The 12,878-nt window shown below is 65.6% G+C and carries 13 protein-coding genes; 9 read left to right on the top strand and 4 right to left on the bottom strand.

Translation table 11 applies throughout. The features are described 5' to 3' along the window. Positions 1 to 10 precede the first annotated feature (10 nt). The gene (locus tag AC1RQP_RS19830; protein ID WP_492938217.1) at positions 11 to 1,459 is read left to right on the top strand and encodes a cobyric acid synthase; all 1,449 of its coding nucleotides are present in this window, start codon (positions 11 to 13) and stop codon (positions 1,457 to 1,459) included. 34 nt (positions 1,460 to 1,493) lie between these two features. Here the strand turns inward: AC1RQP_RS19830 and cobD are convergent, their stop codons facing one another. Both cobD and cbiB read right to left on the bottom strand, forming a co-directional pair. Beyond that, positions 1,494 to 2,603: a threonine-phosphate decarboxylase CobD gene (cobD, locus tag AC1RQP_RS19835; RefSeq protein WP_492938218.1), complete on the bottom strand. Its 1,110-nt coding sequence runs from the start codon at positions 2,601 to 2,603 to the stop codon at positions 1,494 to 1,496. Between the two features lie 11 nt (positions 2,604 to 2,614). Continuing rightward, positions 2,615 to 3,556, bottom strand: a complete 942-nt coding sequence (gene cbiB, locus AC1RQP_RS19840) for an adenosylcobinamide-phosphate synthase CbiB (protein WP_239622592.1) — start codon at positions 3,554 to 3,556, stop codon at positions 2,615 to 2,617. Positions 3,557 to 3,681: 125 nt separating this feature from the next. On the opposite strand from cbiB, the gene cobU reads away from it, so the two are divergent. From cobU to AC1RQP_RS19865, 5 genes are all read left to right on the top strand, one after another. Next, positions 3,682 to 4,185, top strand: a complete 504-nt coding sequence (cobU, locus tag AC1RQP_RS19845; RefSeq protein ID WP_239622590.1) for a bifunctional adenosylcobinamide kinase/adenosylcobinamide-phosphate guanylyltransferase — start codon at positions 3,682 to 3,684, stop codon at positions 4,183 to 4,185. Beyond that, a complete protein-coding gene (cobS, locus tag AC1RQP_RS19850) occupies positions 4,182 to 4,964 on the top strand; it encodes an adenosylcobinamide-GDP ribazoletransferase (protein WP_239622589.1) in 783 nt (260 codons plus the stop codon). The genes cobU and cobS overlap by 4 nt, the downstream gene beginning before the upstream one ends. 4 nt (positions 4,965 to 4,968) lie before the next feature. After that, on the top strand, positions 4,969 to 5,601 hold the full coding sequence (bluB, locus tag AC1RQP_RS19855) for a 5,6-dimethylbenzimidazole synthase (RefSeq protein WP_239622587.1): 633 nt from the start codon (positions 4,969 to 4,971) through the stop codon (positions 5,599 to 5,601). Between the two features lie 325 nt (positions 5,602 to 5,926). Further along, positions 5,927 to 6,106: a Flp family type IVb pilin gene (locus AC1RQP_RS19860; RefSeq protein WP_239629679.1), complete on the top strand. Its 180-nt coding sequence runs from the start codon at positions 5,927 to 5,929 to the stop codon at positions 6,104 to 6,106. A gap of 173 nt (positions 6,107 to 6,279) precedes the next feature. Beyond that, a complete protein-coding gene (locus AC1RQP_RS19865) occupies positions 6,280 to 7,344 on the top strand; it encodes a phosphatase PAP2 family protein (protein ID WP_239622586.1) in 1,065 nt (354 codons plus the stop codon). A gap of 97 nt (positions 7,345 to 7,441) precedes the next feature. Here AC1RQP_RS19865 and AC1RQP_RS19870 read toward each other — a convergent pair whose 3' ends face one another. Further along, the gene (locus tag AC1RQP_RS19870; protein ID WP_239622585.1) at positions 7,442 to 8,353 is read right to left on the bottom strand and encodes a LysR family transcriptional regulator; all 912 of its coding nucleotides are present in this window, start codon (positions 8,351 to 8,353) and stop codon (positions 7,442 to 7,444) included. Positions 8,354 to 8,481: 128 nt separating this feature from the next. Here AC1RQP_RS19870 and AC1RQP_RS19875 point away from each other — a divergent pair, with 128 nt between their 5' ends. From AC1RQP_RS19875 to AC1RQP_RS19885, 3 genes are all read left to right on the top strand, one after another. Further along, positions 8,482 to 9,420: a ring-cleaving dioxygenase gene (locus AC1RQP_RS19875; protein ID WP_492938219.1), complete on the top strand. Its 939-nt coding sequence runs from the start codon at positions 8,482 to 8,484 to the stop codon at positions 9,418 to 9,420. Beyond that, positions 9,417 to 10,043 (top strand): alpha/beta hydrolase, encoded by a 627-nt coding sequence (locus tag AC1RQP_RS19880; protein WP_492938220.1) that lies wholly within the window; start codon positions 9,417 to 9,419, stop codon positions 10,041 to 10,043. The genes AC1RQP_RS19875 and AC1RQP_RS19880 overlap by 4 nt, the downstream gene beginning before the upstream one ends. Before the next feature lie 294 nt (positions 10,044 to 10,337). Continuing rightward, on the top strand, positions 10,338 to 10,976 hold the full coding sequence (locus tag AC1RQP_RS19885; RefSeq protein WP_239622582.1) for a cation efflux transmembrane domain-containing protein: 639 nt from the start codon (positions 10,338 to 10,340) through the stop codon (positions 10,974 to 10,976). Positions 10,977 to 11,370: 394 nt separating this feature from the next. Here AC1RQP_RS19885 and AC1RQP_RS19890 read toward each other — a convergent pair whose 3' ends face one another. Then, on the bottom strand, positions 11,371 to 12,867 hold the full coding sequence (locus AC1RQP_RS19890; RefSeq protein ID WP_492938221.1) for an ABC transporter substrate-binding protein: 1,497 nt from the start codon (positions 12,865 to 12,867) through the stop codon (positions 11,371 to 11,373). Between the last annotated feature and the right edge of the window lie 11 nt (positions 12,868 to 12,878).

Consider the following 12,878-nt stretch of genomic DNA (forward strand, 5'->3'; position numbering starts at 1 on the left):
CTCTTCGGCAATGACGCGCGCATTGATGATCCAGGGAGCCGGTTCGGACGTGGGCAAGTCGCTCATCGTCGCCGGCCTTGCGCGTGCCTTCACGCGGCGGGACTTGCGCGTGCTGCCCTTCAAGCCGCAGAACATGTCGAACAACGCGGCCGTCACCGTCGACGGTGGCGAGATCGGCCGCGCCCAGGCGCTCCAGGCGCTCGCCGCCGGCGTCGAGCCGCATACCGACATGAACCCGGTGCTGCTGAAGCCCGAGACCGATGTCGGCGCGCAGGTCATCGTTCACGGCAAGCGCATCGCCACGGCGCGTGCGCGCGACTACGCCGCGATGAAGCCATCATTGATGGGCGCGGTGCTGGAGAGCTTCGAGCGGCTGAAGGCGCGCGCCGATCTCGTGCTGGTGGAAGGTGCCGGCAGCCCGGCCGAGGTGAACCTGCGCAAGGCCGACATCGCCAATATGGGCTTTGCGCGCAAGGCGGACGTGCCGGTCGTGCTGGTCGGCGACATCGACCGCGGCGGCGTGATCGCGCAGCTCGTCGGCATCAAGACGGTGATCGACGCCGACGATGCCGCGATGATCCGTGGATTTGTCATCAACAAGTTCCGCGGCGATCCCACGCTGTTCGACGACGGCTACAGACTGATCGAAGACAAGACGTCCTGGCGCGGCTTCGGCGTGCTGCCCTGGTTCGCGCGTGCCGGCGAGCTGCCGGCCGAGGATGCGCTGGGCCTGAGCGACGCGCGAAAGCCGGGCCGATGCAAGATCGCCTGCCTCGCTCTGTCGCGGATTGCCAATTTCGACGATCTTGATCCGCTCAAGCTCGAGCCGGGCGTCGATCTCCTCATGGTGCGTCCGGGCGACGCCATTCCCGGTGATGTCAGGCTCGTCATCATCCCGGGCTCGAAATCCACGCGAGGCGATCTCGCCTTCCTGCGCGCGCAGGGCTGGGACATCGATCTTCTCGCGCACCACCGCAGGGGCGGCCATGTGCTCGGCCTCTGCGGCGGCTATCAGATGCTCGGGCACAGCGTCGCTGACCCTGACGGCATCGAGGGCCCCGCGGGCGAGACTCCGGGCCTCGGACTTCTGGACGTGAACACGGTGATGAGCCCGCAGAAGACGCTGACGCGGGTTGCGGCCGTGCATGCCGCCACGGGGCAGCCGATCGAGGCCTACGAAATCCATATCGGCCGCACCGACGGCCCCGATCGCGCCCGCCCGTTCGCAAAACTGAATGGCGAGCCGGAAGGCGCGATCTCGCAGGATGGACGCGTGCAGGGCAGCTATCTGCACGGCCTGTTCACGTCGGATGGTTTCCGCAAGGCGTTCCTGGCCAAGCTCGACATTCCCGCGGGCGACGAGCCCTATCACGCCAGGGTCGAAAGCGCGCTCGATGCCCTCGCCGATCACATCGAAACCCATCTCGACGTCGACGGCCTGCTCGCGCTAGCGCGCTAGAGAACGTTAGGTTGAACCGACGGCCGCGGCTCGTTCACCTCTCCCGCTTGCGGGAGAGGTCGGCACGAAGCGCCGGGTGAGGGCTTTCTCCTCTTGGGGATTGTCCCGTCGCGGAAACACCCTCTCCCGCAAGCAGCAGAGGGAGTGCATCGTCGTTGCTGCGACCAAGCTCATGTTCATCATGCGCCAGGGCCTCGCCGAGCCGCGCCCATTCGGCTTCGCTGCCGGGAAGCCCGAGGCGCAGCCATGTCGGCTTCTGCGCAAAGACGCGCGACCAGATTTGGCGACGCGCGAGCTTCTCCTGCGCGGCACGCGCGTCAGGCGTTTCGTACGAGCGAAACAGCGGCGTGCCGCCAACAAGCCGCCAGCCTCGCGCTCGCGCCATGTCGTCGAGGCGGCCGCAGTCGCGCGCAAGCCGCGCCGACGTGGCCTCGGCCCAGGCCTGGTCGTGCAAGGCGCGACAGCCGATCGCAATCGCCGCCCCCGAGACCGGCCATGGACCCGACATCGCCGCGAGTCTGGCGATGTCGGCGGCATTGCCGATCACAAAGCCGAGGCGCAGGCCGGCAAGGCCATAGAACTTTCCGAAGGAGCGCAATATCAAAAGTCCCGGCCGATCCGCTTCGGGAGCGAGCGACAATTGCGGCACGGCATCCGCAAAGCTCTCGTCGATCACGAGACGGCCGACGCGCGGCAGCATTGCCAGCAGATCCCTGGGCATATGATGCCGGCCGTCGGGATTGTTGGGATTGACGACGACGGCGAGGTCCGCGCCCGCCAGCGCGTCGAGGTTCTCAACCTCCTGGACGTCCCAGCCTGCAGCCGACAGGACCCCAGCATATTCATTGTAGGTCGGGCCGAGGATGCGGGCGCGACCGGGCGGTGCCAGTTGCGGCAGCAATTGAATGGCGGCCTGCGCGCCACCCATCGCAACGACCGGTGCACCGGTGCGGTAGGCCTGCTGCGCGGCCCGATGCAGCGCCTCGATCTCGGCACGCGACGGCAGCGCGCTCCACGCATGCAAGCTCACCTCACCCACCGGATAAGGCAGCCGGTTGATCCCGGTCGACAGATCGATCCAGTCCTCCGCGCGTCCACCAAAACGCTGCCGGGCCTGATCCAGATTTCCACCGTGCTCGCGCATGCCCCGTTGTTTCACGCGAAAGCCAGGACCGCAAGCAGGCCGGCGAGCAGCAGCATGGCGCGACGGTACAGCGTCAGTGCCTCGTCGATGTCCGCGGCGCGCGGATCGCGCGCGCCTTCGTTCAGCCAAGGCTCGTTGGCGACGCTGCCGTGATAGATGCGGGGGCCGCTGAGCCGCACACCGAGCCCGCCAGCCATGGCCGCTTCCGGCCAGCCGGCATTGGGCGAGCGGTGGCGGCGCGCATCCCGCGTCATGCACGACAGCGCCTCCGACCGGTGCGGCGCCAGCAGCACGAAGAGAAATCCTGTCACCCGCGCCGGAATGAAATTGGCGACATCGTCGATGCGCGCCGCCGCCCAGCCGAACGCTTCGTGCCGTTCGCTGCGATGACCGATCATGGAATCGAGCGTGTTGATGGCCTTGTAGCCGAGGATTCCAGGCAGGCCGAACAGCGCGCCCCAGAACACGGGCGCCACGATGCCGTCGGAGGCGTTCTCCGCGAGGCTCTCGATCGCCGCCCGCGCGATGCCGGCTTCATCGAGCGCCGCTGGATCGCGGCCGACGATGCGCGAGACTGCGTCTCGTGCAGCGGCGACGTCGCCGTCCCGCAACGGGGCCGCGACGGCGGCGACGTGGTCGTGGAGCGAGCGCAAGGCGACCAGGGGCCAGGCCAGGACGCCCACCAGCACGATCTGGATCCAGCCTGAAGGAAGCAAGGATTGAAGCCCCCAACCGAGCGCGACGGAGAGCGCGATCACCACGAGTGCACCGGCAACGCCGGCAGCGCGGCGCAACGCCGGCGGATCGGACGCGCGATTCCAGGCCGAGTCGATCGCGGCAATCAGCCAGCCCAGCCAGGTGACGGGATGGCCGATCCGCGCGAACAGCCACGACGGCCAGCCCAGAAGGGCATCCACCGCCATCGCCACTGCCATGGCCCCCGCAAAATCCACGCAAATCTCCCGTCTCGCTCCGTCCCTGTTGCGCAAGACCGCGGCCGAGCGCAAGCCCCCGCCGCCTGATTTCGGCTTTGTCTTTGCCCGCGTTTGATGATTAGTGCTGGCGACAGGAGACCTTCATGGCCGTCATCTTGATCACTGGCGGAGCGCGATCGGGCAAGAGCACCCGGGCGGAAGCGCGCGCGCGCAGCTTTCCCGGCCAGCCCGTCTACATCGCAACCGCCGAGGCGCTCGATGGTGAAATGGAGGAACGCATCGCACGACACCGCGCGCGGCGCGGAACCGATTGGATCGAGCGCGAGGTCCCGCTCGATCTCGTGCCGGCGCTGCTCGCAACCGATGGCGGGGGCGCGAGGCTCGTGGACTGCCTGACGCTGTGGCTCTCCAACCTGATGCATGCGGCGCGCGACTGGGAGCGAGACGTGCGAGATCTCGCCGGCGCCCTGCCCCGCCTCAGCAGCCCCGTCGTCCTTGTGACCAACGAAGTCGGCCTCGGCATCGTGCCCGACAACGCGCTGGCGCGCAGCTTCCGCGACGCCGCCGGGATCATGAATCAGATCATTGCCGATGTCGCCGATGAGGTCGAGTTCGTCGTCGCCGGCCTGCCGATGAAGCTGAAATGATCCCGCGCGCCGAGCTCTTGCGAGACGTCGTCGCCGATCTCAGGATCGCGGCGTCGTTCGTGACGATCCTGCCCGTGGCATCGTCGAAGCCCGCCGGCGACGGCGCGATCGCGCGCGCAACCTGGGCGCTGCCCGTGGCGGGATTGCTGGTCGGCCTCGCCGGCGCCTTCATCTACATGATCTCCATTCGCTTCGGACTGACATCGGGCCCCGCCGCGCTGCTCGTGCTGGCCACGACCGCTCTCATCACCGGCGCGTTGCACGAGGACGGACTTGCCGACACCGCGGACGGACTCGGTGGAGGCCGGACACGCGAGCGCAAGCTCGAGATCATGCGCGACAGCCGGATCGGGACCTATGGCGTCTGCGCACTGATCCTGACGTTCGGCCTGCGCTGGAGCGCGCTCGCGGCGATCGCCGATCCCTGGGCCGTCATGCTCGCGCTGTGCGCTGCGCACGCTGCTGCCCGCGCCGGTGTGCCGGCCTTCATGTCGCTGGTCAGCCCGGCGCGGACTGATGGGCTGTCGGCCGGCGCCGGATCGCCGCCGGGCCGCAGCGTGGCCATTGCCTTCGCTGTTGGAACCCTCGCGCTGGCCCTGACGTTGGGGCCGGGCAAGGCGCTGGCCGGCCTGGTCCTGCTGTCGCTCGCCGGCCTCATGCTGGCGCGGCTTGCCATCCGCCAGATCGGTGGGCAGACCGGCGACATCCTCGGGGCGTTCGAGCAGCTGGGCGAGATCCTGATCCTGCTGGTTGCCGCCTCCTTCCCGGAGGGACATTGACGTCATGGTCGAGTTCGATGACGCCTTCCGCCAGCATTTGCGCGAGCTGTTCGTGTGGCGCCGCGACGTGCGCCGCTTTCGCAGCGACCTATTGCCGGCCGGCGCCGTCGATCGCCTGATCGAGACCGCCTGCCTCTCGCCTTCGGTCGGCCTCAGCCAGCCCTGGCGCTTCGTCACCGTCGACGACGACGCGCGGCGCCGCGCTGTGATCGACGATTTCAGATCATGCAACGCCGACGCGCTGAACGCCTATGTCGGCGAGCGCGCCGCGCGCTATGCCACGCTGAAACTCTCGGGTCTCGAACAGGCCCCTGGTCACCTCGCCGTGTTCGCGGACAAGACCAGCGACATCGGCCACGGCCTCGGTCGCGCGACCATGCCGGAGACGACCGAATATTCCGTGGTCGCCGCGATCACCGCGATGTGGCTCGCCGCGCGCGCCGAGGGCATCGGTCTCGGCTGGGTGTCGATCCTGAGCCCGGATCGGATTCACGCCATTCTCGACGTGCCCAGCTCCTGGAAATTCATCGCTTATCTCTGCATCGGCTATCCGGAGATCGAGTGCGACCGGCCCGAACTGGAGCAGGCGAAATGGGAGCACCGGCGCGGTGCGGACGAGTTCACGCTGCGGCGGTAGGATAGCACCACCGCTCGCCTGGGCGGCCTCATAGTCGGCTCGAGGCACAGCGTGGCTGAGTCGAAAGCGTCGACTTCCGCCTCGAGCTCCCTTCGACCTTCGGCTCGCCGGTCAAGACTGAAGACGGTCGTTCCCGACATACGGTCTTCCGCAGCAGACGGCCGCGACCGTACTCACGCGGCTTCCAGCAACCGTGTGAAACATTCGAGTTGGACTCAAATTAACGGTTCGGATTCAAGCCTCCTTAATTCCTTCACGAGTAGAAACAAGTTGTTACAACCAGTTGCTACACGCTAATAAAGCAATCATAAGGAGACGAACTTGCATACGTTCAAGAGGTTTCTGTCTGGCTGACGAAAGCGGCGCTACGGCTATCGAATATGGCCTGATCGCCGAGGGCATTGCGCTCGCAATCATTGCTGCGGTCAAGAACACCGGCACGGCATTGAGCGATGTATTCACGAGCATCAACACCAAGCTGAGCCCAGCGCCAGCCGCACCCTAACCTTCACGAAAAGCGGGGCGGCCCAGCCTCCCAGCGCCGGACTGCCGGAGATCCGAGCTCCACGGACACTTTGGTAAATCCAACGCCGCCCTGCTGCCCTGTTCCAGCCAGCTTGCCCGAGCCGCCTCATCGGCAGCAGACGTCGCGCTCTCTCAAGCTACGCCGGGACCGACTTGGTCTACGGCGCATTAAGGATTCCTTCGTGCGGCGTCTCCATCCATTTCAACCAAAAGCTGCGGCAGAGGAAAATGCACGACCGGTCGAACACGGATGACCGACTGCTGTCCACCATTACGTGGCAGGCCACCTTGGCGATCGCTCTCTTGGCGGCGCTCTCGCTCAGCCTTGTCGGTTTAAGCTGCAGCATTGAAGTGTCAGCCGATACCCTCGTGTTGATGTCATGCTATGCTTTCTGCGCCATATATTTCAGTTTCGTTCGACCGAATCCAAAGATCGCGCGCGGCCTCATCTGCTTTGGCCAGCTCGTTGTCGTGATCCTCATGGGAGTGATGCTGAGCTACGCCGCGTCCACAGTGCCGCTGCCTTACCGGGACGCCGACCTCCACGCCATGGATCAGTGGCTTGGATTCGATCGCGCCGGCTATCTCGCTGTCGTGAAAAAGCACGAAGGACTTCGCAACGCACTTTCCCTCGCCTACAACTCCATGATGTCGCAGAATATCTTGGTGCTGGCCGCCGCCATTCTGACCCGACGGCTTGACCGATTGCAGTTCTACATCATCGCATTTGCGGTTGCTGTAACGGCGACCGCCGCAATCGCGTGCTTCATTCCGGCCGCAAACGCGATAATCTATGTGGACAGGGTTGCCACCGAACTATCAACCCTGCCGGACGGCGGGCACAGCTATTTCCCTGTCCTGGAGGGACTTCGCAACGGAACGCTACGCGTCATCGATTTTCGGTCGGTGGAGGGGCTGATCTCCTTCCCGAGCTTTCACACGGCCAATGCCATTTTGTTTGCTTGGGCTCTTTGGCCGATCCGAATCTTGCGCTTCGTTCTCGTTCCCTTGAATCTCCTTCTCATCGCCGGAACGCCACTCTGCGGCGCGCATTATGGCGTGGACGTTATTGGCGGCGCTGCCGTGGCATACGGAGCCATTGCTGCAACGACGTGGCTCGTTCGGGCGCGTGGCCCGAGCAGCGCCCTCGTGCAAGCCATCCCCTCACCGATTGACGGCAAGCCGTGGCTGCGCCCGATCTGGTTCTCGCCCGACTAGGTACTGGACGATCAACGCAGATCGAGCGCGAAGTCTGCTCATTGGGCCAAACAGACGTCGGCCGGCTGCCCCCTCGATCCGTTCGCGGCCCCGAGTCTCACTGCGGCCGCACACCTGTCTCGTCCTCCCGCCCGAACCGCTCGACCAGAAAATCGATGAACAGCCGCACCTTCACCGACAGATGCCGCGTCGGCGGATAGACGGCGTACAGCGCGAGTGGCGGCGCAGAATAGTCCTGGAGCACGACGCGCAGCTCGCCTTTCCGCACGGCATCTGCTGCGATGAACTCAGGGAGCAGCGCGAGCCCCCTGCCCTTGATGGCGACGTCGCGCAGCACCTCGGCATTGTTGACGCAGAGCGACCAGGCCGGCTGGATCCAGTGATCGCCATCGCTGCCTGAGAGCTTCCACTGGTTGCCGGTTAGCAGGAAGCCGTAGGTCAGCGAGGTGTGCCCGCGGAGATCCTGCGGATGTCTTGGCGTGCCGTGGCGCGCAAGGTAGTCCGGCGAAGCGCACACCATGCGCGCCACCGGCATGATCTTGCGCGCGATCAGGCTGGAGGATTCCAGCTCCGCGATGCGCAGCGTGACGTCGAAGCCGTCTTGCACGGGGTCGAGCAGATCGTCGCTGAGCACGATCTGGAGTTGAAGCTCGCCATGGCGCGCCATGAAATCGGCGAGCGCCGGCCCGAGCCGCATCGTGCCGAATGACATCGGCGCGTTGACCCGCAACAGGCCGCGCGGCGCCGACTGCGCCTGCGTCACCGCCTGGTCCGCGGCCTCGATCTCCGAAAGGATCACGACCGCGCGCTCGAAATAGCGCTGGCCGTTCTCGGTCGGGCTCGCGTGCCGCGTGGTCCGGTTCAACAGCTGGACGCCGAGGCTCTCCTCGAGGTCGGCGACGTATTTGCTGATCGCCGAGCGCGACAGCCGCAGCTGGCGGCCGGCCTCGGCAAAGCTCCCGCTTTCGACCACCTTCACGAACGCCCGGAGGCTGCCGAGCTTATCCAAGGGCCCGCCCCGGCGATTGTTTCCAAATCGTAGACATAGCCGTCATAATCGCATGGATTGTCTCCAATCCAAAGCAGAACAATATTTCCGGCCAGAGCAAGCCCGCTCCCCAATCTTGGAGGACGACAATGTCTGGACTGCACCATGTCACCGCGATCGCTGGTGATCCCATCAGGAATTTCGGCTTCTACACCCGGGATCTCGGCCTGCGCTTCGTCAAGAAGACGGTCAATTTCGACGATCCCGGCACCTATCACTTCTACTACGGCGACGAGACCGGCCGCCCCGGCACCATCCTGACCTTCTTCCCCTGGGCGGGCGTCCCGGCCGGACGCCGCGGCGTCGGCGAGACCCATCAGACCGCCTTCCGCGTGCCGCAGCGCTCGCTCGGCTACTGGACGCAGCGTTTCACCGAGAAGGGCATCGCGTACGAGGCGCTGGAGAAGCGCTTCGGTGAATCCGTGCTGCCGTTCACTGACCCGGATGGCATGGCGCTGGCGCTGGTCGGCATCCCCGGCGCCGAGAACGAGCCCGGCTGGAGCAACGGCGACGTGCCGGCCGAGCACGCCGTCCGAGGTTTCCACGGCGTGACCTTGCTGCTGGACAGCGCGGCGAAGACGGCCGCCGTCCTCACCGACGTGTTCGGTTTCAAGGAGACCGGACGCGAGGGCTCGGTGATCCGCTTCAAGGCTTCAGGTGATGCCGAAGGCAGCGTCGTCGATATCTACGAGGCCAAGGGCTTTTTGCGTGGGCATCAAGGCGGCGGCTCGGTGCATCACATCGCCTTCCGCGCGGCTGACGATGCCGAACAGGGCAAGATGGCGCAGAAGCTCGTCAGCAATCACGGCCTGCACCCGACCGAGCAGCGGGACCGCAACTACTTCCGGTCCATCTACTTCCGCGAGCCCGGCGGCGTGCTGTTCGAGATTGCGACCGACATCCCCGGCTTCGCCGTCGACGAGCCCGTCGCGACGCTGGGGCGTGAGCTGAAGCTGCCTGTTTTCCTCGAACAGCATCGCAAGCAGATCGAGGACGTGTTGCCGAGCCTGGAAGAGAGCGTGTCATGACCGCAAGTGCATTCATTCATCGTTTCGAGCCCGCACGCGATGCGGGCTCGCCCCCGCTGCTGCTGTTGCACGGCACCGGCGGCGACGAGAATGACCTGCTCGGGCTCGGCAGGATGATCTCGCCCGGCGCCGCCCTGCTCTCGCCGCGCGGCCGGGTGCTTGAGCACGGCATGCCGCGCTTCTTCCGCCGCCTCGCCGAGGGCGTGTTCGACGAGGACGACGTCCGCCGACGCGCGCACGAGCTCGGCGACTTCGTCGCGGAGGCGCAGAAGCAATACGGCCTCGCCGCGCCGATCGCGGTCGGCTTCTCCAACGGTGCCAACATCGCGGCGGCGCTGTTGCTGCTGAAGCCGGAAGCGTTGTCCGGTGCGATCCTGCTGCGCGCCATGGTGCCGCTGTCGGATCCGCCGAACGCCGATCTTGCAGGCAAGCCTGTTCTGCTGCTCTCCGGGCAGGCGGATCCGATCGTGCCGGCGAGCAATTCCGCAAGGCTTGCGGCGCTGTTGTCGGAAGCGGGCGCGCGGGTGACCCACAAGGTCCTGCCGGCAGGCCATCAATTGTCGCAGGCCGACGTGTCGCTGGCCCGCGACTGGGTCGGCAACGTCGCGGCGGAAGCGGCCTGACTCGCGGGCGGCGCATCGTTTCCGAACGGTGCGCCGCCTCTCAATCGAACCAGCCGCGCCGCCTGAACCAGATCAGCGGCAGCAGGCCGCTGGCGATGACATCTGCGCAAGGACCGCAACGGCGTTCGTAGTGCTGATTCCCCTGCACATTGCCTCTGCCCGGCTTTTCAGTGATACTCATGCGGCCATGGCAAACCCTTGGCTTCTGGTGAAACGAATTCGTGGCAAAGACGATTGAAGCGACGAGAGTTTCGGGCGGACAAGCACGATGACGAAGCCTCGACGGAGGTGGGCATGGCAAACTGCGGTGGCTGTTGCGGCAGCAATGTAAAATTTGAGGGCCTTTCCTCAGACTACAAGCGGCGGCTGTGGACAGTAATCGCGCTCAATGCCGGCATGTTCATCGTCGAAACGGCAGGCGGTCATCTGGCGGGATCGAAGGCGCTGCAGGCTGACGCCCTGGATTTCCTGGGCGATGCTTTGACCTATGGGATCACGCTCGCAGCAATCGGGGCGACGGTGGCAATCCGGGCCAAGGCGGCCCTCTTCAAGGGCTTCACGCTGTTCGTGATGGGCCTGTGGGTCTTTGGATCGACGGCATATCACGTCATTGTTCTGGACGTCCCACGGGCCGAGTTGATGAGCGCGATCGGCTTTCTCGCGCTGTGTGCCAACGTCTCGAGTGTCTTGCTGTTGATGAGATACAAGGATGGCGACGCCAATGTGCGATCCGTCTGGCTGTGCTCACGGAACGATGCCATCGGCAACGTTGCCGTAATGGTCGCGGCGGGGGCCGTGTGGCTCACGGCGTCGAAGTGGCCCGACCTCATCGTTGCGGCATTGATGGCCGGACTTTTCCTGTCCTCCGCGTTCCAGATTCTTCGCCAGTCGCTCGCGGAGTTGCGGGCTCCGGTTGGCGTTGCCGCCGAGTAATTTCCGGCCCCGAGGTGCGGCTTGATCACGGGCGGAATCCAGGGGTGGGCTGCGCATCCGCCATAGCGGCATGCCGTGGGCGCACGCGCTCACCGACAAGCGCGGAAGGGGCGCGATGACGGCATCGCCGCGCCACGGCTTCTTCAGGGCTGCCCCGCCTGATGGCGCGTCCCGAACCACGAGACCGCCGACGATCGCATCATGCCGGTGTTTTGCCCGACGGGTCAACGTCGGCCCCTTCGCGCAGACCACGCAAGGCGCAACGCGCAAGCCTTTGAAATGACTGGCCCCGTCTACTGTGCATGGGGTTGTTTTTCAGGTTTTTGTTTTGGAGCCCGTGATCTTCTCTCGGGAGAATGGACACGATCCTTTCGACTTGATCTCGCGGCGGCCCCTACTCCCAATACCAGGTCGAGAAATCGTTCTCGTACTGCGGCACGTCCTTCCAGACGCCCTTCAGCTTCTTGTTGGTGATGGTGATCAGCTGCGGCTGGTAGAGGTAGGCGGAGACGGCGTCGGTCGCGAGCATGCGCTGGGCGTCGCCGAGCAGCTTGGCGCGTGCCGCCTCCTCCGGCGTCGACACGATCTGCTTGTAGAGCGCGTTGAACTTCTCGTTGTTGTAGCCGAGGTAGTAGTCCGGCTCGGTGATCTTGACGAGGTCGAACGGCTCGACATGGCTGACGATGGTGAGATCGAAATTGTGTGGACCGTTGGGCGCGAACACCTGTGACAGCCACTGCGCCCATTCGACGTTCTCGATCTTGGCGATGATGCCGACCTTGGCGAGCTGGGCCGCGACGATCTCGCCGCCCTGCCGCGCGTAGGACGGCGGCGGCAGCTTGAGCGAGAGCTCGAGCGGGGTGGTGACGCCGGCTTCAGTGAGCAGCTTCTTGGCCTTCTCGGGGTCGTAGGGATTGATGCCGGTGGTGTCGACAAAGCCCAGCGCCCCCGGGACGTAGAAGCTGCCGATCGGCGTGCCGAAGCCATCGACGGCGCCCTCGATGATCGCCTTGCGGTCGATCGCGGAGAGGATGGCGCGGCGGACGCGGACGTCGTCCAGCGGCTTCTTCCGGTGGTTGATGCCGACGATGGTCTTGGCCCTGGAGCCGCCGACCTGGACGTTGAAGCGTGGATCGGCCCTGAACTGCGCGATCGCGCGCTGTGCGGCAACGCGCGGGAACGCATCGACGTCACCCGAGAGCAGCGCGGCGGTCTGGGCCGCCGGTTCGGAGATGAAGCGGATCGTCACCTTGGACAGCTTGACCGCAGCGGCGTTGCGGTAGTCGGCCCATTTGGTCAGGGTGATCGAGGAGCCCTTGGCCCAGGCGCCGAGCTGGTAGGGCCCGGTGCCGACCGGCTGCGTGACGTTGGTGGCCGCGCTCTTCGGCTCCACGATCGAGCCGCTCGCCTGCCCGAGAAGGAACGGCAGGTTCGGCTCGCCATATTTCATGGTGATCACGACGGTGTCGGCGTCGGGCGCATCGACCTTCTCGATGGCCTGGAACAGGCTCTTGTCCTTGTTGGTGCTGGTCGGCGCGGCGTTGCGCTCGAACGAGAACTTCACCGCCGCGGAATTGAACGGCTCGCCGTTGTGGAATTTGACGCCCTTGCGCAGCTTGAACGTGTAGGTCTTCAGGTCGGGCGAAGCGGTCCAGCTCTCGGCCAGCAGCGGCGCGACCGAGCCGTCCTCGTTGATCTTGGTCAGCGTCTCATAGATGTTGTAGAGCGTGACCTCGGCGATCGCAGCCGCGGCGGCATTGGTGGGATCGAGCCCCGGCGGCTCCAGCGCCATCGCCATGACGACGCTGTCCTTCTTGCCCTGCGCCAGCACCGGCAAAGGCGCTGCGGCAAGTGTGAGGGCAAATGCGACGATCGACAGTTTCCTGAACATGCGTGACTCCC

It is taken from the genome of Bradyrhizobium sp. GW821-FHT13H06 (genome assembly GCF_058803975.1).

Excerpts from the sequence above, each read along its gene's own strand:
- cobU (WP_239622590.1), top strand. The coding sequence starts at position 3,682 with ATGGCCGTCATCTTGATCACTGGCGGAGCGCGATCGGGCAAGAGCACC.
- AC1RQP_RS19875 (WP_492938219.1), top strand. The coding sequence starts at position 8,482 with ATGTCTGGACTGCACCATGTCACCGCGATCGCTGGTGATCCCATCAGG.
- AC1RQP_RS19880 (WP_492938220.1), top strand. The coding sequence starts at position 9,417 with ATGACCGCAAGTGCATTCATTCATCGTTTCGAGCCCGCACGCGATGCG.
- AC1RQP_RS19830 (WP_492938217.1), top strand. The coding sequence starts at position 11 with ATGACGCGCGCATTGATGATCCAGGGAGCCGGTTCGGACGTGGGCAAG.
- cobD (WP_492938218.1), bottom strand. The coding sequence starts at position 2,603 with ATGCGCGAGCACGGTGGAAATCTGGATCAGGCCCGGCAGCGTTTTGGT.
- AC1RQP_RS19890 (WP_492938221.1), bottom strand. The coding sequence starts at position 12,867 with ATGTTCAGGAAACTGTCGATCGTCGCATTTGCCCTCACACTTGCCGCA.
- bluB (WP_239622587.1), top strand. The coding sequence starts at position 4,969 with ATGGTCGAGTTCGATGACGCCTTCCGCCAGCATTTGCGCGAGCTGTTC.
- cobS (WP_239622589.1), top strand. The coding sequence starts at position 4,182 with ATGATCCCGCGCGCCGAGCTCTTGCGAGACGTCGTCGCCGATCTCAGG.
- AC1RQP_RS19885 (WP_239622582.1), top strand. The coding sequence starts at position 10,338 with ATGGCAAACTGCGGTGGCTGTTGCGGCAGCAATGTAAAATTTGAGGGC.